We start from the raw sequence: 20,705 nt of genomic DNA, 5'->3' as shown, positions 1-20,705 counted from the left end.
GTTTGGCAAATCACGCGCGTCGCGTTGTCTTTTTCGATCTGGATGGAACGCTGCATCAGCAGGATATGTTTGGTACGTTTATGCGTTACCTGCTGCGGCGTCAGCCTTTGAATGCGCTGCTCGTGCTACCGCTCTTACCCGTTATCGGTATAGCGCTGCTGGTGAAAGGCCGTGCGGCGCGATGGCCGATGAGTCTGCTGCTGTGGGGATGTACCTTTGGGCACAGCGAAGCGCGGCTCAAACAGCTCGAAAAGGATTTTGCGCACTGGTTTCGCGGTCACGTTGCGGCCTTTCCTGTTGTACAGGCGCGCCTGACCAGCTACCTCGACGCGAACGATGCCGACATCTGGCTGATTACAGGCTCCCCGCAGACGCTTGTGGAGCAGGTCTACTTTGATACCCCCTGGCTTCCGCGCGTGAATCTTATCGCCACGCAAATTGCCCGCGGTTACGGCGGCTGGGTGCTAACCCTGCGCTGTCTGGGGCATGAAAAAGTGGTCCAGCTGGAGAAACGCATCGGTACGCCGCTGCGCCTGTACAGCGGCTACAGCGACAGCAAACAGGACAACCCGCTGCTCTATTTTTGCCAGCATCGCTGGCGCGTCACGCCGTCAGGTGAACTCCAGCAACTCGAATAGTCTTATCCATAAGGGGTGTGTATAATGCCGCCGCTTTTCGACTGGAGAATCAACCGTTGTCCATCCCTGAATACAATCATGAATACTGGATGCGCCACGCGCTAACGCTCGCTCAGCGTGCCTGGGACGAGGGCGAAGTGCCCGTAGGCGCCGTGCTGGTCCACAATAACCAGGTGATTGGCGAAGGGTGGAACCGTCCGATTGGCCGCCACGATCCTACCGCGCACGCCGAAATTATGGCGCTTCGTCAGGGCGGTCTGGTGCTGCAAAACTATCGCCTGCTTGATACCACGCTGTATGTGACGCTGGAGCCGTGCGTGATGTGTTCCGGGGCGATGGTGCACAGCCGGATCGGGACTCTGGTTTTCGGGGCGCGGGATGAAAAAACCGGCGCGGCCGGCTCACTGATGGACGTGTTGGGGCACCCCGGAATGAACCACCAGGTGAAGACTATCGGCGGGGTGCTCGCACCAGAGTGTTCGGGGCTATTAAGTGATTTCTTTCGAATGCGCCGTCAGCAGAAAAAGCAGCAAAAGGCAGAATTGAAGCTGTTGGGCGATTAAGTTCGTCCGGCGCCACGACAGGGTAGCTTTGAGCCAGCCGTTTGGCCTCTGTCGCCTCTTTCTCTTTCTCCAGCAGATACCCGACCAGGCTAATCTGATATTTACGGATATTTTCCACGTAGGCGTAGGCTTCATGCCCGCGCGCGTAGCCGTATGTCAGTTTGTTATACCATGGCTTCTGGCTCAGCAGCGGCAGGCGCTGCTTTACGTCTGACCAGCTGTCCGGGTTGCCTTTCGTTTTGGCCGTTAATGCTCGCGCATCCAGCATATGCGCATAGCCCATATTGTAGGCCGCCAGCGCGAACCAGATCCGCTCCTCTTCCGGCACCGTTTCCGGTACTTTGGCCATCATATCCTGCAGATAACGCGCGCCGCCGCTGATGCTTTGTTCGGCATCGGTACGGTCATTCACGCCCAGGCTCAGCGCGGTATTTTTGGTTAACATCATCAAACCACGCACGCCAGTCGGGGACGTGGCCTGGGTATCCCAGTGGGATTCCTGATACGAAATAGCCGCCAGCAGTTTCCAGTCAATTTCCTGGGCGTATTTTTCGAACAGCGGCTGCAGGTCCGGCAGGACGCTGTCTACCGCGCGCAGGAAGCTGCGGGTGTCAACGTAGTCAAAGTCATCGCCGTGCCCGAGGTACTTCTCCTCCAGACGCGCCAGGGTACCGTCTTCATTGATGGTGTTGAAAAAATCAAGCATCGCGGCAGAGAAGGTCTGATCGTCATCAAGCTGGCTAAACCAGGTCACGGGCTGCTCGTCGGTAACGTCCAGCGCCACGGCGATTTCAGGGTGCACGCGCTGGAACAGGCTGATTGCGACCGAATCGGCAATGGTGTAGGGCACTTTCTGGTCTTTTACCTGCTCAAGCAGCTCCGTCGTGCCGAGTTTCGGATCCACCGTCCAGCTCAGGTCGGGATATTTTTTCTCCTTGAGCTCACGCAGGTCGTCAATCACCACGTGGCCGGGCGCAATCGTCAGCTGCCGATCGTTAATCGAAGCCAGCGAGCGCGGGCGCAGGCTCCCGACGCGGTAAACTAGCTGCTGCGAAACGGAATAGTAGGTCGGGCCCGGCTGGTAGTTCTTGCTGCGCTCGCTGTTATACACCAGCCCGGCGGCAAGCATGTCGGCATCGTCGTTATCGAGGTCGTCAAAAAGCTGATTTATATTCTGGCGGACGGTGATTTTAAGCTTCACGCCAAGATAATCGGCGAACTGTTGTGCCAGCTCATAATCCAGACCAATGATTTTGCCGTTGATGTCGCTGTAAATGAGCGGGGAGTTGAGGGTACTGACGCGCAATTCCCCCCGCTCCTGAATGGCGGCGATACGGTTTTCGGCTTTGCCGAACCAGGGGATAGAAGGCCAGAGGGCCACTGCCAACAGCAACGTTACAATGCCGATGAGCAGATAATTAATCTTTAATTTTTTCAATTAGTTAATTCTCTGCGACGCCGGTTGCCTCAGTTTGCTGTAGCCATGTTAATAATAAGGTTTGCCATTGAATGAGCGGCATTTTGCGTAAACTTGCGCCACTTGGCAACCAATTAGAGAGACAGGTCACATCTATTGTTAAACCTCTGGGCAAATTTTATTTCGACGCAAACGGTTTCGTCGGCGCTCAGGATTCTCTATAATGACGCCCGTTTTCCCCCTTGCGCACACTGTAAGCGCCCCGGCGCTTCGAAGACGAGAGACTTATGATGGAAATTCTGCGTGGTTCGCCTGCACTGTCTGCCTTCCGTATCACTAAACTGCTGGCACGTTTTCAGGCGGCCGACCTTCCGGTAAGCAATATTTACGCTGAGTATGTCCATTTTGCTGACCTGAATGCCCCCCTGAATGCAGAGGAGCGCGTACAGCTGGAACGCCTGCTCAAGTATGGCCCAAGCCTCAGCAGCCATACGCCAACCGGCAAACTGATCCTTGCGACGCCGCGTCCGGGCACCATCTCCCCCTGGTCTTCCAAAGCCACCGACATCGCCCACAACTGTGGCCTGAGCCAGATTAACCGCCTGGAGCGCGGCGTGGCGTACTACGTGGAAGCCTCAACCCTGAGCGACGCGCAGTGGCAGGCGGTTGCGGCTGAGCTGCACGACCGCATGATGGAGAGCGTATTTGCCTCTCTCGATGACGCACAGAAGCTTTTCTCCCACCATCAGCCTGCGCCAGTACAGAGCGTGGACCTGCTGGGGCAGGGCCGTCAGGCACTGATCGACGCCAACCTGCGTCTCGGCCTGGCGCTGGCAGAAGACGAAATCGACTACCTGCAGGATGCGTTCGTTAAGCTCAACCGTAACCCGAACGACATCGAACTTTACATGTTCGCGCAGGCTAACTCTGAGCACTGCCGCCATAAGATTTTCAACGCCGACTGGATTATTGACGGCGAACAGCAGCCGAAGTCGCTGTTCAAAATGATCAAAAACACCATGGAGCAAACCCCTGACCACGTGCTGTCTGCCTATAAAGACAATGCCGCGGTGATGGAAGGCTCCGAGGTGGGCCGCTTCTTCGCCGATCGCGAAGCAGGGCGCTATGACTTCCATCAGGAGCCCGCGCATATCCTGATGAAGGTTGAAACCCACAACCACCCGACGGCAATCTCCCCGTGGCCGGGTGCGGCTACCGGCTCCGGCGGTGAAATCCGTGACGAAGGGGCGACCGGTCGTGGCGCTAAACCTAAAGCGGGCCTGGTCGGTTTCTCCGTCTCCAACCTGCGTATCCCGGGCTTTGAACAGCCGTGGGAAGAAGATTTCGGCAAGCCAGAGCGCATTGTAACCGCCCTGGATATCATGACCGAAGGCCCGCTGGGCGGCGCGGCGTTTAACAACGAGTTTGGCCGTCCGGCGCTGAACGGTTACTTCCGTACCTATGAAGAGAAAGTGGACAGCCACAACGGCGAAGAGCTGCGCGGCTACCACAAACCGATCATGCTGGCAGGCGGGATCGGCAACATCCGTGCCGATCACGTGCAGAAAGGCGAGATCGTCGTCGGCGCGAAGCTGATCGTACTCGGCGGCCCGGCGATGAACATCGGTCTGGGCGGCGGTGCGGCCTCTTCGATGGCCTCCGGCCAGTCTGATGCGGATCTCGACTTCGCGTCCGTGCAGCGTGACAACCCTGAGATGGAGCGCCGCTGCCAGGAAGTGATCGACCGCTGCTGGCAGCTGGGTGATGCCAACCCAATCCTCTTCATCCACGACGTGGGCGCGGGCGGCTTGTCCAACGCCATGCCGGAGCTGGTGAGCGACGGCGGCCGCGGCGGTCGCTTCAACCTGCGCGACATCCTGAGCGATGAACCGGGCATGAGCCCGCTGGAAATTTGGTGTAACGAATCCCAGGAGCGCTACGTGCTGGCCGTTGCGGCGGACCAGCTGCCGCTGTTTGACGAGCTGTGCCGCCGCGAGCGCGCGCCGTATGCCGTCATCGGTGAAGCGACCGAAGAGCAGCATCTCTCCTTGAGCGATACACATTTCGACAACCAGCCGATCGATCTGCCGCTCGACGTCCTGCTCGGTAAAACGCCGAAGATGACCCGCGACGTGCAGACCCGCAAGGCTGCGGGAAAAGCGCTGGATCGCCAGGGCATCACCGTGGCAGAAGCGGTTAACCGCGTGCTGCACCTGCCTGCTGTGGCAGAGAAAACCTTCCTGGTGACCATCGGCGACCGTACCGTGACCGGTATGGTATCCCGCGACCAGATGGTCGGCCCTTGGCAGATCCCGGTGGCGAACTGCGCCGTGACCACCGCGAGCCTCGACAGCTACTACGGCGAAGCGATGGCGCTGGGCGAACGCACCCCGGTGGCGCTGCTGGACTTCGCCGCATCTGCCCGTCTGGCGGTCGGTGAAGCGCTGACCAACATCGCCGCGACGCAGATTGGCGACATTAAACGTATCAAGCTCTCCGCAAACTGGATGGCCGCAGCCGGCCACCCTGGCGAAGATGCTGGCCTGTATGAAGCCGTGAAGGCGGTGGGTGAGGAGCTGTGTCCAGCCCTCGGCCTGACCATTCCGGTGGGTAAAGACTCCATGTCGATGAAAACCCGCTGGCAGGAGGGTAACGAGCAGCGCGAGATGACCTCTCCACTGTCGCTGGTGATCACCGCGTTTGCCCGCGTGGAAGACGTGCGTCACACCGTTACGCCGCAGCTTGCGACCGAAGACAACGCCCTGCTGCTGATTGACCTGGGTAAAGGCCACAACGCGCTGGGCGCCACCGCGCTGGCGCAGGTTTACCGTCAGCTTGGCGATAAGCCAGCCGACGTGCGCGACGTGGCGCAGCTAAAAGGCTTCTACGACGCGATTCAGGCGCTGGTGGCGCAGCGTAAGCTGCTGGCCTACCATGACCGTTCCGACGGCGGCCTGCTGGTGACCCTGGCAGAGATGGCCTTCACCGGCCACTGTGGCGTGGAAGCCAACATCGCTACGCTTGGCGAAGACCGTCTGGCTGCGCTGTTCAACGAAGAGCTGGGCGCCGTGATTCAGGTGCGTGCGGCGGATCGCGATGCGGTTGAAGCGATTCTGGCGAAGCACGGACTGGCAGACTGCGTGCACTATCTGGGTAAAGCCGTTCAGGGCGACCGCTTCGTCATTGAAGCAGACGGCCATGCCGTGTTCAGCGAAAGCCGCACCACGCTGCGCATGTGGTGGGCGGAAACCACCTGGCAGATGCAGCGCCTGCGTGATAACCCGGAATGTGCCGATCAGGAGCACAACGCGAAGGCCAATGACCAGGATCCAGGCCTGAACGTGAAGCTCTCCTTCGATATTAACGAAGACATCGCTGCGCCGTACATTGCGACCGGCGCGCGTCCAAAAGTGGCGGTGCTGCGCGAGCAGGGCGTTAACTCCCACGTTGAGATGGCTGCGGCCTTCCACCGCGCGGGCTTTGACGCTATCGACGTCCACATGAGCGATCTGCTGGCCGGACGTACCGGTCTGGAAGATTTCCAGGCGCTGGTGGCGTGCGGCGGCTTCTCCTACGGCGACGTGCTGGGCGCAGGCGAAGGCTGGGCGAAGTCCATCCTGTTTAACAGCCGCGTGCGCGACGAGTTCGAAACCTTCTTCCACCGTCCGCAGACCCTTGCGCTGGGCGTGTGTAACGGCTGCCAGATGATGTCTAACCTGCGCGAACTGATCCCGGGCAGTGAAGCCTGGCCGCGCTTTGTTCGTAACCAGTCTGACCGCTTCGAAGCGCGCTTTAGCCTGGTGGAAGTGACCCAGAGCCCGTCTCTGCTGCTGCAGGGAATGGTCGGTTCACAGATGCCAATCGCCGTTTCCCATGGCGAAGGTCAGGTAGAAGTGCGTGATGCTGCGCATCTGGCTCAGCTGGAGAGCAAAGGCCTGGTGGCACTGCGCTTTGTCGATAACTTCGGCAAAGTCACAGAAACCTACCCGGCTAACCCGAACGGCTCCGCCAACGGTATTACGGCGGTAACCAGCGAAAGCGGTCGCGCGACCATCATGATGCCGCACCCGGAACGCGTGTTCCGCACCGTGAGCAACTCCTGGCACCCGGAAAACTGGGGCGAGGACAGCCCATGGATGCGTATCTTCCGCAATGCGCGTAAGCAATTGGGTTAAGTTTTAGTCCCACATCCTTCCAGGCCCGGTAAGCGAAAGCTCAACCGGGCTTTTTTATTTGTGTCGCAATTATGCGACAGACCGGCAACTTAAGTGTCTCCAAAAAGAGACATTTAAGTTATTGATTTATATATGGCAGGAAAGGTTTCCGTTAAGATGTTGCTTAATAGCGACACTTAGCATGAAAATCATTCAACCGATAATTAACAAACTTAACGAGTAAAAACGTTATATTTCAATATGTTAATATTTTGTTTTGCATTCTGGCACGGGTGTTGCATAATATTAACCAGTGGCTCATTCACCTTCTTATGTCAGCCCCTTCGGGAAGCGCTACATAAACTTCGAATGACGCACAAAAAGGTGCCTGCCGTCCAACTACTGATCATAGCGATGCTTTATCAGGCCAGGGCGAAACGTCGAGTTAGGCACCGCCTCATTCCATGACAAAGCCGGGTTTTTACCCGGCTTTGTTGTATCTGAAGGGCAGACTCAGTTACGCTCTGCGTAAACCCCCATAAAGAGAGTAATGCGTTGAAACGCTGGCCCGTTTTCCCCCGCTCCTTGCGGCAGCTCGTCATGATGGCCTTCCTGCTGATTCTGCTGCCGCTGCTGATCCTTGCCTGGCAGGCGTGGCAAAGTCTGAACGCGCTGAGCGCGCAGGCGGCATTGACCAACCGCACGACGCTCATCGACGCCAGACGCAGTGAAGCGATGACCAACGCAGCCCTGGAGATGGAGCGTAGCTATCGTCAGTATTGCGTGCTTGACGATCGAACGCTGGAAAAGGTTTATCAGAGTCAGCGCAAACGCTACAGCGAAATGCTGGACGCTCATGCGGGGGTTTTGCCTGACGACAGGCTGTATCAGGCGTTACGTCAGGATCTGAACGATCTCGCGCAACTGCAATGCAGTAACAGCGGCCCGGATGCGGCGGCCGCCGCACGCCTCGAAGCTTTTGCCAGTGCCAACACCGAGATGGTGCAGTCAACGCGTACGGTGATTTTCTCCCGCGGTCAGCAGCTTCAGCAGGAGATTGCCGAGCGCGGCCAGTTCTTCGGCTGGCAGGCGCTGGTGCTGTTCCTGGTGAGCCTCGGGCTGGTTCTGCTCTTTACCCGCATGATCATCGGCCCGGTGAAGGGTATCCAGCGGATGATCAACCGCCTGGGGGAGGGGAAATCGCTCGGGGATACGGTCGCCTTTAAAGGTCCCCGCGAGCTGCGATCCGTAGGCCAGCGCATTATCTGGCTGTCCGAGCGCCTGGCATGGCTCGAATCACAGCGCCATCAGTTCCTGCGCCATATCTCCCATGAGCTTAAAACGCCCCTGGCCAGCATGCGCGAAGGAACGGAGCTGCTGGCGGATGAAGTGGCAGGGCCACTTACGCCCGAACAGAAAGAAATTGTCGAGATCCTGGATAACAGCAGCCGGAATCTACAGAAGCTGATTGAGCAACTGCTGGATTACAACCGCAAGCTGGCTGACGGGGCGGTCGTACTGGAAAACGTCGAAATTGAACCGCTGGTGGATATGGTGTTATCCGCCCATAGCTTGCCAGCAAGAGCTAAAATGATGCATACCGGTGTAGAGCTGAATGCGCCGACCTGTCTGGCTGAACCCATGCTGCTAATGAGCGTGCTGGATAATCTTTATTCCAATGCGGTGCACTATGGTACTGAATCCGGTAACATTTATATCCGAAGCTATACGAAGGGTTCCCGGGTGTTTATCGACGTCGCTAACACCGGCACCCCGATCCCCGATGACGAAAAAACCATGATCTTCGAGCCCTTTTTCCAGGGGAGTCATCAGCGGAAAGGTGCGGTGAAAGGAAGCGGTCTGGGCTTGAGCATTGCCCGGGACTGCATACGACGCATGCAGGGTGAGCTAAACATTGCCACGGACGAACGTTCGGATGTTTGCTTCCGTATTGAACTGCCCCTGAGCCGGAAAAATCAATAAAATGAATCTATGTCTGGTGAGTATGTCACACGTCTTTTCCCGCGCCGTACGCGCGGTGTTTTCCCGCAGCACGCTTCGCCTGAGCCTGCCCTGTTTATTTCTGGCAGGGTGTGTTTCCCATGTGCCGCAAAGTGCCATTAGCGATAAACAAGAAGATAAATGGCCCGATAACCAGCTGGCCGATTTCCTCTCGACCCGCTGCGAAGACATCTGGAACCTGTCAGGGCATGACGTCGAAAGCAACCCGCTGTTCTGGCTGCGTGGAATAGATTGCGCCCAGCGTCTGGCGCCGGTAGACGCCCGCTCGAAGGCGGCGATGCTGGACGACGACACCTGGCAGGACGCTTTCAAGCGCGGCATTTTGCTGGCTGATGCCAAAATCACCCCCGTCGAACGCCGCGTCAATGTAACCCGACTGGACACGTTTGTGGTCAATCTACCCGTACAGGTACGCCCGGTATACCAGCTCTGGCGCGATGGCCAGACGCTACAGCTTCAGCTTTCTGAAGAGCGCTCCCGCTACAGCAAGCTGCAACAGTCAACCGACAGCGAGCTTGATACGCTGCGTCAGCAGCAGCAACATTTACGTACCCAGCTGGATACCACGACGCGTAAGCTGGAGAACCTGACCGATATCGAAAGACAGCTCTCGTCGCGTAAATATCAGCCGGGGAGTTCATCCGCTGCGCCGGACAGCGATACGCCGAAACAAGAGGACGTGAAGCATGACGAGCCGTAAACCAGCCCATCTCTTACTGGTGGATGACGATCCCGGGCTATTAAAGCTGCTGGGGATGCGTCTGGTGAGTGAGGGCTACAGCGTCGTGACCGCGGAAAGCGGGCTGGAGGGGCTGAAAATTCTCAGCCGCGAGAAAATCGATCTGGTGATAAGCGACCTGCGGATGGATGAAATGGACGGCCTGCAGCTGTTCGCGGAGATCCAGAAGCAGCAGCCGGGTATGCCCGTGATTATCCTGACCGCGCACGGGTCTATCCCGGATGCGGTTGCCGCGACGCAGCAGGGGGTATTCAGCTTTCTGACCAAGCCGGTGGACAAAGACGCGCTGTATAAGGCTATCGACAGCGCGCTGGAACATGCCGCCCCGGCGGGGGATGAAGCGTGGCGGGAGTCTATCGTCACCCGCAGCCCCGTGATGCTGCGCCTGCTAGAGCAGGCGAGGATGGTGGCGCAGTCTGACGTCAGCGTGCTCATCAACGGCCAGAGCGGAACCGGGAAAGAGATCCTGGCGCAGGCGATCCATAACGCCAGCCCGCGCAGCAAGAACGCTTTTATTGCGATTAACTGTGGCGCGCTCCCGGAGCAGCTGCTTGAATCCGAACTGTTTGGTCACGCCCGCGGCGCATTCACCGGGGCGGTAAGCAGCCGGGAAGGGCTATTCCAGGCCGCGGAAGGTGGCACGCTGTTCCTGGACGAGATTGGTGACATGCCCGCGCCGCTGCAGGTCAAGCTGCTGCGCGTGCTGCAGGAGCGCAAAGTGCGCCCGCTGGGCAGCAACCGCGATATCGATATTAACGTGCGAATTATTTCGGCGACCCATCGCGATCTGCCAAAAGTGATGGCCCGCAACGAGTTTCGCGAAGATCTCTACTACCGTCTGAACGTGGTTAATCTGAAGATCCCTGCGCTTGCGGAACGTGCGGAAGACATTCCGCTGCTGGCGAACCATCTTTTGCGCCAGGCGGCCGACCGCCATAAACCGTTCGTGCGCGCATTTTCCACCGATGCGATGAAGCGGCTGATGGCCGCAAGCTGGCCGGGTAACGTGCGTCAGCTGGTGAACGTGATTGAGCAGTGCGTGGCGCTGACCTCGTCACCGGTGATCAGCGACGCGCTGGTGGAGCAGGCGCTGGAAGGGGAAAACACGGCTCTGCCGACGTTTGCAGAAGCGCGCAATCAGTTCGAACTGAACTATCTGCGCAAGCTATTGCAGATCACTAAAGGCAACGTGACCCACGCGGCGCGCATGGCCGGACGCAACCGCACCGAATTCTACAAGCTGCTGTCACGTCATGAGCTTGAAGCGAACGATTTTAAAGAGTAGTACCGCAAAATTCGCTTGAATATGATACTGTGAGCAATCGATTACGAGGCAGCTTACAGGCAAGAGTTTAAGGACCCACCATGAAAAAGATTGATGCGATTATTAAACCTTTCAAACTGGATGATGTGCGTGAAGCGCTGGCGGAAGTCGGCATCACCGGGATGACCGTGACGGAAGTGAAAGGTTTTGGTCGTCAGAAGGGCCACACCGAGCTTTACCGTGGCGCAGAGTACATGGTCGACTTTCTGCCGAAAGTGAAAATTGAAATCGTGGTCAGCGACGATATCGTCGATACCTGTGTGGACACCATTATCCGCACGGCGCAGACCGGCAAGATTGGCGATGGTAAAATCTTCGTCTTCGACGTGGCGCGCGTGATCCGTATCCGTACCGGCGAAGAAGACGACGCGGCGATTTAAATATTTTCCAGGCCGGGTAAGGCGCAGCCGCCATCCGACGAAAAAAGCCCCTCGTTTGAGGGGCTTTTTGCATTACAGCACCTTATGCGGGCCGAAGCATTCGTAATGAATGTTGTCCTTGTTCACGCCCAGCTCAACCAGCTGCTTCGCGGCATACTGCATAAACGCCACCGGTCCACAGACGTAGAACTGCATGTCCGGTGCGCTGAATAGGCCTTCGTGCTGGCTAAGATTCATCAGACCTTCGCTGTCAAAGCGGGCAGCTGCGCGGTCAGCTTCCGTCGGCAGGCGATACCAGGTATGCGCGGTGAAACGCGGCAGGGAGGCTCCGAGCGTTTTCACCTCATCCGCAAAAGCGTGCACGTCGCCGTTTTCGGCCGCATGGAACCAGTTAACCTGCGCCCCGTGGTGTGATCTTGCCAGCGTATCGAGCATCGCCAGCATCGGCGTTTGGCCGACGCCCGCAGAGATCAGCGTGACCGGCGTATTGGTGTCAACGGCCATAAAGAAATCGCCCGCCGGCGCGGCCAGATGCACCACGTCGCCCACGTTAGCTTCGTTGTGCAGCCAGCTGGAAACCTGACCGCCGTCCTCACGCTTCACCGCAATGCGGTAGCCTTTGCCGTTTGGCTTGCGGGTAAGGGAATACTGGCGGATCTCCTGATGCGGGAATCCTTCAGGCTTCAGCCACACGCCCAGATACTGCCCTGGCTGGTAATCGGCCACCGGTTGACCGTCCACCGGCTCAAATTCGAAGCTGGTGATTAACGCGCTGCGCGGCGTTTTCTCAACGATGCGGAACGCGCGCGTGCCTTTCCAGCCGCCGTTCTTGCTGGCGTTTTCGCTGTAGATCTGCGCTTCACGGTTGATAAACACGTTTGCCAGTACCCCGTAGGCTTTACCCCAGGCGTCCAGCACCTCCTGACCCGGGCTGAACATCTCGTCCAGGGTTGCCAGCAGGTGTCCGCCCACAATGTTGTACTGTTCAGGTTGGATCTGGAAGCTGGTATGTTTCTGCGCGATTTTTTCCACCGCAGGCAGCAATGCTGGCAGGTTTTCAATATTGCTGGCGTAGGCCGCGATGGCGTTGAACAGCGCTTCACGCTGATCGCCGTTACGCTGGTTGCTCATGTTGAAAATTTCTTTGAGCTCCGGGTTGTGCGTGAACATGCGATCGTAGAAATGGGCGGTGAGTTTAGGGCCGGTTTCCACCAGCAGGGGGATGGTGGCCTTTACGGTAGCGATGGTTTGAGCGTCGAGCATAGCTGCTTCCTTCCGATGTGACTTTAATGATGTATTTTAAATGCATCTTATAAAAAATACCCCTGCGTTGTAAATGGTTCTTTGCAAGATGAAAAATATGCATCACAAACCTGAAAAGAAATCCGCTGGAAAGGGCGAGAGCTTTATTCCTCAAACCCTTGCGTGGCGGGTAGGAAAACGTTTGCGTAAAATCGTTTGTCAAGACCTGTTATCACAGAACTAATCAGTTATACTGTTGCCCGTCGTCCAACAGGACTGCCTTTTCAGGCCAAAATTTACTTGTTAGCTGAGTCAGGAGATGCGGATGTTAAAGCGTGAAATGAACATTGCCGATTATGATGCCGAACTGTGGCAGGCTATGGAGCAGGAAAAAGTACGTCAGGAAGAGCACATCGAACTGATCGCCTCCGAAAACTACACCAGCCCGCGCGTTATGCAGGCGCAGGGTTCTCAGCTGACCAACAAATACGCTGAAGGTTACCCGGGCAAACGCTATTACGGCGGTTGCGAGTATGTTGATATCGTTGAGCAGCTGGCTATCGACCGTGCGAAAGAACTTTTTGGCGCTGACTACGCAAACGTGCAGCCGCACTCTGGCTCTCAGGCTAACTTCGCGGTCTACACCGCGCTGCTGCAGCCGGGCGATACCGTTCTGGGTATGAACCTGGCGCAGGGCGGCCACCTGACTCACGGCTCCCCGGTTAACTTCTCCGGCAAACTTTACAACATCATCCCTTACGGTATTGATGAGTCCGGTAAAATTGACTACGAAGACATGGCGAAGCAGGCTAAAGAGCACAAGCCGAAGATGATCATCGGTGGCTTCTCTGCTTACTCCGGTATCGTTGACTGGGCAAAAATGCGTGAAATCGCAGACAGCATCGGTGCTTACCTGTTCGTTGACATGGCGCACGTTGCGGGTCTGATCGCCGCAGGCGTTTACCCGAACCCGGTTCCACACGCTCACGTTGTGACCACCACCACCCACAAAACCCTGGCGGGTCCACGCGGTGGCCTGATCCTGGCGAAAGGCGGTGACGAAGAGCTGTACAAAAAACTGAACTCCGCTGTATTCCCAAGCGCGCAGGGTGGCCCGCTGATGCACGTTATCGCGGCAAAAGCGGTAGCGCTGAAAGAAGCGATGGAGCCAGAGTTCAAGGTTTACCAGCAGCAGGTTGCTAAGAACGCCAAAGCGATGGTGGAAGTCTTCCTGAACCGTGGCTACAAAGTGGTATCCGGCGGTACTGAAAACCACCTGTTCCTGTTGGATCTGGTTGATAAAAACCTGACCGGTAAAGAAGCTGACGCTGCCCTGGGCCGCGCCAACATCACCGTGAACAAAAACAGCGTGCCAAACGATCCTAAGAGCCCGTTCGTGACCTCCGGTATTCGTATCGGTTCTCCGGCCGTAACTCGCCGCGGCTTTAAAGAAGCGGAAGTGAAAGAGCTGGCTGGCTGGATGTGTGACGTTCTGGACAACATCAATGACGAAGCGGTTATCGAGCGCGTCAAAGGTAAAGTTCTGGATATCTGCGCACGCTTCCCGGTCTACGCATAATTCCTCTGCCCTGCAGAAATAAAAAAGGCCGCACTTGCGGCCTTTTTTTATGGCTTAACGCCGGTCCAGGGAAATAGCCCCCGGCCCAACAATGGCCAGCAAAATAAAGGAGCCAGCAATACTGACGTTCTTATAGAAGTTAATCATATTCGGCACGACCGCATCACCGGTCATATCCCAGTAATGGTGACCGATAATCGCCGTGCCCAGGGTATAGAACACAAACAGTACCGCGAGAGGACGGGTGAAAAAGCCGAGTACGATCAGAATGGCGGCAGGCACTTCCATCACTACCGCAATAATGGCCGCCAGCATGGGCATCGGCGTTCCCAGCGAGGTCATGTATTGTACGGTGCCGCTAAACCCCGTCAGTTTTGGATAACCAAAGATAATAAACAGCACGACAAGTGCGATGCGGCCAATGAGCAGCAGCAGGTGACGTGACTGGCCGAAATCGAGATAACGTAGTGAGTTCATGGCAGAAAAACCTCTGCAAGTGGAGTAATTTAAACGTAATACATATTTTCATTCCCTGCCATAAGCCAGACGATTACACAGGATGTTAAATTTTCGTTAATTTATAGCAGGCTATCTACTTGCTTAATTTTTATATTCTCGCCAGACTATGGCCTCGATTTCGGGAGGGATTCATGGTCTTGCATTCCACGCGCTGGCTGGCGCTCAGTTATTTCACCTATTTCTTTAGCTACGGCATTTTTCTGCCTTTCTGGAGCGTCTGGCTTAAGGGTATCGGCCTGACGCCCGAGACCATCGGCGTCCTGCTCGGGGCAGGGCTGGTGGCGCGTTTCCTCGGCAGCCTGCTGATTGCCCCGCGCGTCAGCGATCCCTCCTTACTGATCAAGGCCGTGCGCATTCTTGCTCTGCTGACCCTGGTCTTTGTTGCCTGCTTCTGGGTCAGCCACCAGTTTGCCTGGCTGATGGTGGTGATGGTCGGCTTTAACCTGTTCTTCTCGCCGCTGGTACCGCTGACGGATGCCCTGGCGAACACCTGGCAAAAGCAGATCACCATGGACTATGGACGCGTGCGCCTGTGGGGCTCTATCGCCTTTGTGATTGGCTCTGCGCTGGTGGGGAAACTGGTCAGCCTTTACGATTACCGCGCCATTCTTGCCCTGCTGAGTATCGGTATTGCCTCGATGCTGCTGGGCATGCTGCTGCGACCGTCAGTGATGCCGCAAGGGGAAAGTCGCCATCAGGAGAGCGCGGGCTGGCCCGCGTGGCAGAGCCTGGTTGCACAGAGCTGGCGTTTTCTGGCGTGTGTCTGTCTGCTTCAGGGGGCACATGCGGCGTACTATGGCTTCAGCGCCATCTACTGGCAGGGAGCGGGATATTCTGCTTCTGCAGTGGGCTATCTTTGGTCGCTGGGCGTGGTGGCCGAAGTCATTATTTTCGCCCTGAGCAAGAAGCTGTTTCGACGCTTTGGCGCACGTGACCTGCTGCTGCTTTCCGCCGTGTGCGGCGTGGCGCGCTGGGGGATTATGGGCTGGACGACCGATCTGCCGTGGCTGATTGTGGCGCAAATCCTTCACTGCGGCACCTTTACCGTGTGCCATCTGGCGGCCATGCGCTATATCGCAGCGCGCGAGGGCGGAGACGTTATTCGTCTGCAGGCCGTCTATTCGGCGGTAGCCATGGGGGGCAGTATCGCGATCATGACGGTCTTTGCGGGGTTCCTTTACCAGCACCTGGGTAATGGAGTGTTCTGGGTAATGGCGCTGGTGGCGCTACCGGCAATGTTTGTTCGACCGAAAGTGGCCGCACGCGCGTAACTACGATTCCAGCATGGCGCGAATATGTTCTTGCTGCTGCGCGTTCAATGTCTCAACGGCATGAATCAACGGCGGCGAGAACAGCGGCAGGGCCGTAGGGTAGGGGGTGATAACCAGCGCGGCTTCGCGCGGTGCCCCCTCTTTCTGAAAAGCCTGTAGCGTCAGATAGCGAATGTTGAGCGGCAACAGCGTCAGCTCGCGAAGCTGCTGTTCAATCAGGTCCTCACTGGCTTTATCCTCTCCCGTCAGCAGGATCACCTGTTTTTCGTGCAGATCGGTCTCCTGCATCAGCCAGGCGCCGAAAATCACCGCCACGAGGCTCATCTCTTCATCGGAAAAACGCAGCCCAAACTCCGCTTCCAGCTCAAACAGCGCTTCCTTCGTGGTGCGTAACAGCCGGGGATAGAGACGGTGGATCTCCTCCGGCAGGCTATTGTCGATGCCGATCTCAAACAGCGAGCGGTCCAGCGCCTGAGCAAGGTGGATATACAGCTGATCGGTGAGCCCTTGCTCATCGCTGAAGTTCATCCCGGTCTGCGAGCGAAAGCGGGCGACCATGCGTACGATGGCCCGGCGCAAACGCTGATCCTGCTGGTGTTTATCGAGCACCGGGTCGGGCGTGCGGAGCATCATAAACAGCAGCGCCAGAAACAGCTGTTCATCCCCGTGGGCACCCTGCGGGACGCGCCGTCTCCAGTGGCGCACGATCTCCTGCGCTGTAAAATACTCCCCTCTTGACTGGGTCCAGCTGCGCTGAACGTGAGAAAACTGCGGCGTATTCCCGAGCTGGTGCTGAATAAGGCAGTATTGCAGATAGAGCTGTAAAAACTGGACGTCGCGGCATTCAAACTGGCGCTGCAGCTTGCGAGAGCAGAAGCCGATCAGCGCCCGCAGGTTCGCATCGTCGTAAAGCGGACGCGCGATGCCGTGTTGTTTAAGCGCGGTTTTTAATGCGGGGGTAAACTGGTGCGAGACAAACTGCGGGCAAAGCCGCAGCGCCCGGCGCAGCCAGTGCAGCAGGCATAAACGCTGATTCAGGGCTGTACCTTCAATCCGGTAGCTGCCGTCGTGGTGCGTGACGATATCCAGCCGGTGATAGCGCTGGATTTCATCGCGTGTCTCGGCTATATCTTGCCGTGCCATCGCGTCGTCCACGCCGTTGGCAGCAATTATGCTCTGTGCGGTGACGGCAGCATCGGGCAGGTAAAGCATCAAAAGCACCTGGCAGCGGCGCTGCGAACTGGAAAGCACAGATGGAATTTCAAGCGTCGTCATCATCTGTCGGGTATCCAGTGTGAATGTTTGATAAGAATAGCTAAAGGATGAACGCTGAAAAGCGCGCCGGCAGGCCTTTCATTCAGGATTGCTGGGGAACATCACAGAATTTTTGACGTGAGGAATTGATGCAAACAGTTAAACAAAGTGCGATGGCGTTATTTTTGGCGGTTATCAGCTTCACCGCCAGCGCACACCCTCACAGTTTTATTGACCTCCAGACCGAGCTGGTCACCGACGGCACGCAGCTCAGCGGCCTGAAAATGCGCTGGACGATGGATGAAATCACCTCGGCCGATCTGCTCTATGATGCGGGAAACGCGAAGCCCGGTGACGAAATATGGAAAAAGCTGGCGGCAGAAGTGATGGCTAACGTGCTCGGCCAGCACTATTTCACCGAGTTCTGGCATAACGGGCAAAAGGTCAAATTTCTGAACCGACCCACGGAATACGGGATGACGCGCGACGGGCACCAGGCGGTGCTGACGTTCGTGCTCCCGCTGGCGCACTCTCAGCCGCTGGCGGGGCAAACGTACCGCTTTTCCACCTTTGACCCTACCTACTATGTCGACATGCGCTATGGCAAAGACAGCGACGTGCGGCTGCCGGACGCGCTGCAAAAAAGCTGCAAAATCGGCGTTCATACCCCGAAGCCCAGCGAAGAGACGCTGAACTTTGCGGTCTCTCTCGACAAGGAAGATGCCCCGCCAGAGGACATGGAATTGGGTAAACAGTTCGCGCAGGAGGTGACGTTACAATGTCAGTGATCTCCTCTCCGGTTCGAAAACAGCGCCGCTGGCTTCACCTCTGGCCGCTGGCGATCTTTTTGCTGTTCGCCGTTTGCGGCGCGATGTGGCTTTGGCAGGCCTGGCCGCAGGTCATGATGAAAAGCATTATCTGGCAGCGTGAGGTCAACCAGCAGATGAGCGGTCTGCTGAAGGCGGTGGCGGAGAATCCGACAAAGGCGGGCGGTTCCCTGCTGGCGTTCAGCTTTATCTATGGCGTGCTGCACGCGCTGGGGCCGGGGCACGGCAAAATCGTCATTACGACCTGGCTCGCCACCCATCCGTCAAAGCTGAAATCAAGTATCGGCCTGACGCTGGCCTCCTCGCTGCTTCAGGGCGGCGTGGCGATTGCGCTGGTCGTGGTCGTCCTTTCGCTGTTACAGCTTCCCGCGCGCCAGCTGCACATGAGCAGCTTCTGGCTTGAGAAGGGCAGCTACGCGCTGGTGGGCGTGCTGGGGCTGATCCTGTGCTGGCGGGCGCTGAAAAAGCTGCGCGCGCTGCTGCGAAAGCCAACGTTCAAATCCTTTACGCCGCACCACGTTCATGATGAACACTGCGGCTGCGGGCATCAGCATTTGCCCACGCAGGAACAGTTGCAGAACGGCGACGACTGGCGCGCGCGGTTGATGATTGTTCTCTCGATGGGTATGCGCCCGTGCTCGGGTGCCATCATGGTGCTGCTTTTCAGTAAGGTGATTGGCGTGTTCGGCTGGGGCATGCTGTCCGCGCTGGCGATGGCGGCAGGAACCTCTCTCACTATTTCGTCGTTAGCGCTGCTGGTACACAGCTTCCGTCAGCTGGCGGTCAAACTCAGCGGCAATAAAACGCCGGTGCTGTGGCGACAGGTAGGGTGGACCACGCTTGCGCTGGCGGGCGGGGTCATTCTGCTGGTGGCGGCGGTAACAATGTGGATGAGTGCGGTGCCGGTGGGAAGGGGATTACGGCCGTTTTAGTTGGGATCCCCTCTCCCACAGGGAGAGGGAATTACCGGGATTAACGCTTCAGCGCATCGCTCAGTTCATCACGCATGTTTGCCAGCATGGCTTTAACAACGCGTGGGTTACCCGCAACGATGTTTCCGGTAGACATATAGTTATGGCCGCCGGTGAAGTCACAAACAATGGCGCCTGCTTCACGTGCGATCAGCTCGCCCGCTGCAAAATCCCATGGCTTCAGTGAGAGTTCGAAGTAACCGTCAACGCGGCCGGTTGCCACGTAGGCCAGATCCAGCGCAGCAGAACCGGTGCGACGGAAGTCCGCGCATTCGGTGAACAGTTTGCCCAGGATATTCATGTAGGTGGTCGCGTGCTGTTTCGCCTTGAACGGGAAACCGGTCGCCAGAATGGTGCCGTCCAGATCGCGTGCGTTGCTGCAGCGCAGACGGTAGCCGTTCAGCTGTGCGCCCTGACCGCGGGTCGCGGTGAACAGTTCGTTACGCATTGGATCGTACACAACGGCGACTTCAGTACGGCCTTTAATGCGTACTGCGATAGACACAGAGAAGTGTGGCAGGCGTTTAACGAAGTTGGTGGTGCCATCCAGTGGATCGATAACCCATTGAACATCCTGATCGGTACCTTCATGTTCACCGCTTTCTTCGGTGATGATGGTGTGCTGTGGGTAAGATTTGCGGATCGTTTCGATAATAATCGCTTCTGCGGCTTTATCGACGTTAGTCACGAAATCATTGCTGCCTTTCTGGCTGGTTTCTACGGAGTCTGGCGTTTCGTAGTGTTTGGCAATTACATTACCCGCCTTGCGCGCTGCGCGCACGGCGATGGTCAGCATCGGATGCATCGGTCTCTCTCACTGGATGTTAAAGAACAGGAAAATCGGCGCAGAGTATAGCAGCGGGATCGGATTATGTCTCCCGTTTATGATAATATGCCCGAATATTCTTCAGACACTGAATTCAGACATTAAAAATTATGCTGCAAAACATTCGAATTGTGCTGGTTGAAACATCGCATACCGGCAACATGGGCTCCGTTGCCCGCGCTATGAAAACCATGGGCTTAACGAACCTGTGGCTGGTTAACCCGCTGGTGAAGCCTGACTCTCAGGCGATTGCTCTGGCGGCCGGTGCCAGCGACGTAATCGGCAATGCCCAGATCGTCGATACCCTTGACGAAGCGCTGGCCGGCTGCAGCCTCGTTGTCGGTACCAGCGCGCGTTCACGCACGCTGCCGTGGCCAATGCTCGATCCGCGTGAATGCGGCCTGAAAAGTGTCTCGGAAGCAGCACAGGCACCGGTTGCGCTGGTGTTTGGCCGCGAGCGCGTAGGCCTGACTAACGACGAGCTGCAGAAGTGTCATTATCACGTCGCGATTGCGGCAAACCCGGAGTACAGCTCGCTGAACCTGGCGATGGCGGTGCAGGTTATCACTTACGAAGTACGAATGGCGTGGCTGGCGACGCAGGAGAAAGAGGTCGAGCCAAAAGAAGAGACGGCTTACCCGCTGGTGGATGACCTTGAGCGCTTCTACGGTCATCTGGAGCAGACGCTGCTCTCAACCGGCTTTATTCGCGAAGGCCACCCGGGGCAGGTGATGAACAAGCTGCGCCGTCTGTTTACCCGCGCGCGTCCGGAAAGCCAGGAGCTGAACATCCTGCGCGGGATTCTGGCGTCGATTGAGCAGAAGAATAAAGAGTAGTGTCGATTTCCCCCTCTCCCTGTGGGAGAGGGCCGGGGTGAGGGCATCAGCCCGCACCTGGGTTATGAAGGCACAGAAGGTTAAATACCTGACTAAAACAGTCAAGTAAATAGTTGACCATTTTAGTCAGGAATGTCAGACTT

General features: G+C 57.1%; 17 protein-coding genes. 12 read left to right on the top strand and 5 right to left on the bottom strand.

Features of this window, described 5'->3' with window-relative positions; all coding sequences use genetic code 11:
- The first annotated feature begins 2 nt into the window (after nt 1–2).
- The gene (gene yfhb / locus FOY93_RS16665) at nt 3–638 is read left to right on the top strand and encodes a phosphatidylglycerophosphatase C (protein WP_039263757.1); all 636 of its coding nucleotides are present in this window, start codon (nt 3–5) and stop codon (nt 636–638) included.
- A 56-nt stretch (nt 639–694) separates the two neighbouring features.
- Nucleotides 695–1,201, top strand: a complete 507-nt coding sequence (gene tadA, locus FOY93_RS16660; protein WP_220123739.1) for a tRNA adenosine(34) deaminase TadA — start codon at nt 695–697, stop codon at nt 1,199–1,201.
- On the opposite strand, the gene mltF is transcribed toward tadA, so the two are convergent.
- Nucleotides 1,089–2,639 carry a membrane-bound lytic murein transglycosylase MltF gene (gene mltF / locus FOY93_RS16655; RefSeq protein ID WP_111965132.1) on the bottom strand — a complete coding sequence of 517 codons (1,551 nt, stop codon included), beginning with the start codon at nt 2,637–2,639 and terminating at the stop codon, nt 1,089–1,091. The two genes, tadA and mltF, sit on opposite strands and share 113 nt — an antisense overlap.
- A gap of 266 nt (nt 2,640–2,905) precedes the next feature.
- Between mltF and purL the strand changes: the two genes are divergently transcribed.
- From purL to glnB, 5 genes are all read left to right on the top strand, one after another.
- Nucleotides 2,906–6,793 (top strand): phosphoribosylformylglycinamidine synthase, encoded by a 3,888-nt coding sequence (gene purL, locus FOY93_RS16650; protein WP_115876016.1) that lies wholly within the window; start codon nt 2,906–2,908, stop codon nt 6,791–6,793.
- A gap of 534 nt (nt 6,794–7,327) precedes the next feature.
- Nucleotides 7,328–8,755 (top strand): two component system sensor histidine kinase QseE/GlrK, encoded by a 1,428-nt coding sequence (gene qseE, locus FOY93_RS16645; protein ID WP_136195571.1) that lies wholly within the window; start codon nt 7,328–7,330, stop codon nt 8,753–8,755.
- Nucleotide 8,756: 1 nt separating this feature from the next.
- Entirely contained in the window at nt 8,757–9,494 is a 738-nt protein-coding gene (qseG, locus tag FOY93_RS16640; RefSeq protein ID WP_143345405.1) for a two-component system QseEF-associated lipoprotein QseG, read from the top strand.
- Nucleotides 9,481–10,818, top strand: a complete 1,338-nt coding sequence (glrR, locus tag FOY93_RS16635; RefSeq protein ID WP_021241871.1) for a two-component system response regulator GlrR — start codon at nt 9,481–9,483, stop codon at nt 10,816–10,818. The genes qseG and glrR overlap by 14 nt, the downstream gene beginning before the upstream one ends.
- A gap of 80 nt (nt 10,819–10,898) precedes the next feature.
- A complete protein-coding gene (glnB, locus tag FOY93_RS16630) occupies nt 10,899–11,237 on the top strand; it encodes a nitrogen regulatory protein P-II (protein WP_003860685.1) in 339 nt (112 codons plus the stop codon).
- A 72-nt stretch (nt 11,238–11,309) separates the two neighbouring features.
- Here the strand turns inward: glnB and hmpA are convergent, their stop codons facing one another.
- Entirely contained in the window at nt 11,310–12,500 is a 1,191-nt protein-coding gene (gene hmpA, locus FOY93_RS16625) for an NO-inducible flavohemoprotein (protein ID WP_133294934.1), read from the bottom strand.
- A gap of 304 nt (nt 12,501–12,804) precedes the next feature.
- Between hmpA and glyA the strand changes: the two genes are divergently transcribed.
- Complete coding sequence (gene glyA / locus FOY93_RS16620) at nt 12,805–14,058, top strand: serine hydroxymethyltransferase (RefSeq protein ID WP_008502165.1); 1,254 nt, start codon at nt 12,805–12,807, stop codon at nt 14,056–14,058.
- A gap of 54 nt (nt 14,059–14,112) precedes the next feature.
- On the opposite strand, the gene FOY93_RS16615 is transcribed toward glyA, so the two are convergent.
- Nucleotides 14,113–14,535 (bottom strand): DoxX family protein, encoded by a 423-nt coding sequence (locus FOY93_RS16615; RefSeq protein WP_133294932.1) that lies wholly within the window; start codon nt 14,533–14,535, stop codon nt 14,113–14,115.
- A 173-nt stretch (nt 14,536–14,708) separates the two neighbouring features.
- On the opposite strand from FOY93_RS16615, the gene FOY93_RS16610 reads away from it, so the two are divergent.
- Nucleotides 14,709–15,848, top strand: a complete 1,140-nt coding sequence (locus FOY93_RS16610; RefSeq protein ID WP_133294931.1) for a 3-phenylpropionate MFS transporter — start codon at nt 14,709–14,711, stop codon at nt 15,846–15,848.
- On the opposite strand, the gene csiE is transcribed toward FOY93_RS16610, so the two are convergent.
- Nucleotides 15,849–17,126 carry a stationary phase inducible protein CsiE gene (gene csiE / locus FOY93_RS16605; RefSeq protein WP_133294930.1) on the bottom strand — a complete coding sequence of 426 codons (1,278 nt, stop codon included), beginning with the start codon at nt 17,124–17,126 and terminating at the stop codon, nt 15,849–15,851.
- A gap of 125 nt (nt 17,127–17,251) precedes the next feature.
- Between csiE and FOY93_RS16600 the strand changes: the two genes are divergently transcribed.
- The gene (locus FOY93_RS16600; protein ID WP_143345404.1) at nt 17,252–17,890 is read left to right on the top strand and encodes a DUF1007 family protein; all 639 of its coding nucleotides are present in this window, start codon (nt 17,252–17,254) and stop codon (nt 17,888–17,890) included.
- Nucleotides 17,881–18,861: a nickel/cobalt transporter gene (locus FOY93_RS16595; RefSeq protein ID WP_136195566.1), complete on the top strand. Its 981-nt coding sequence runs from the start codon at nt 17,881–17,883 to the stop codon at nt 18,859–18,861. Before FOY93_RS16600 ends, FOY93_RS16595 begins: the two co-directional genes overlap by 10 nt.
- 40 nt (nt 18,862–18,901) lie before the next feature.
- On the opposite strand, the gene suhB is transcribed toward FOY93_RS16595, so the two are convergent.
- Nucleotides 18,902–19,705, bottom strand: coding sequence for an inositol-1-monophosphatase (gene suhB / locus FOY93_RS16590; RefSeq protein WP_003860668.1), 804 nt, complete (start codon nt 19,703–19,705; stop codon nt 18,902–18,904).
- A gap of 131 nt (nt 19,706–19,836) precedes the next feature.
- Between suhB and trmJ the strand changes: the two genes are divergently transcribed.
- Complete coding sequence (trmJ, locus tag FOY93_RS16585; protein WP_143345403.1) at nt 19,837–20,562, top strand: tRNA (cytosine(32)/uridine(32)-2'-O)-methyltransferase TrmJ; 726 nt, start codon at nt 19,837–19,839, stop codon at nt 20,560–20,562.
- The last annotated feature ends 143 nt before the right edge of the window (nt 20,563–20,705 follow it).

Origin of the sequence: Enterobacter sp. 18A13 (assembly GCF_007035975.1) — a bacterium.
GTDB lineage: Bacteria > Pseudomonadota > Gammaproteobacteria > Enterobacterales > Enterobacteriaceae > Enterobacter > Enterobacter vonholyi.
Note: the sequence above shows the minus strand (reverse complement) of the source record. Positions and strands in the feature narration are given on the sequence as shown.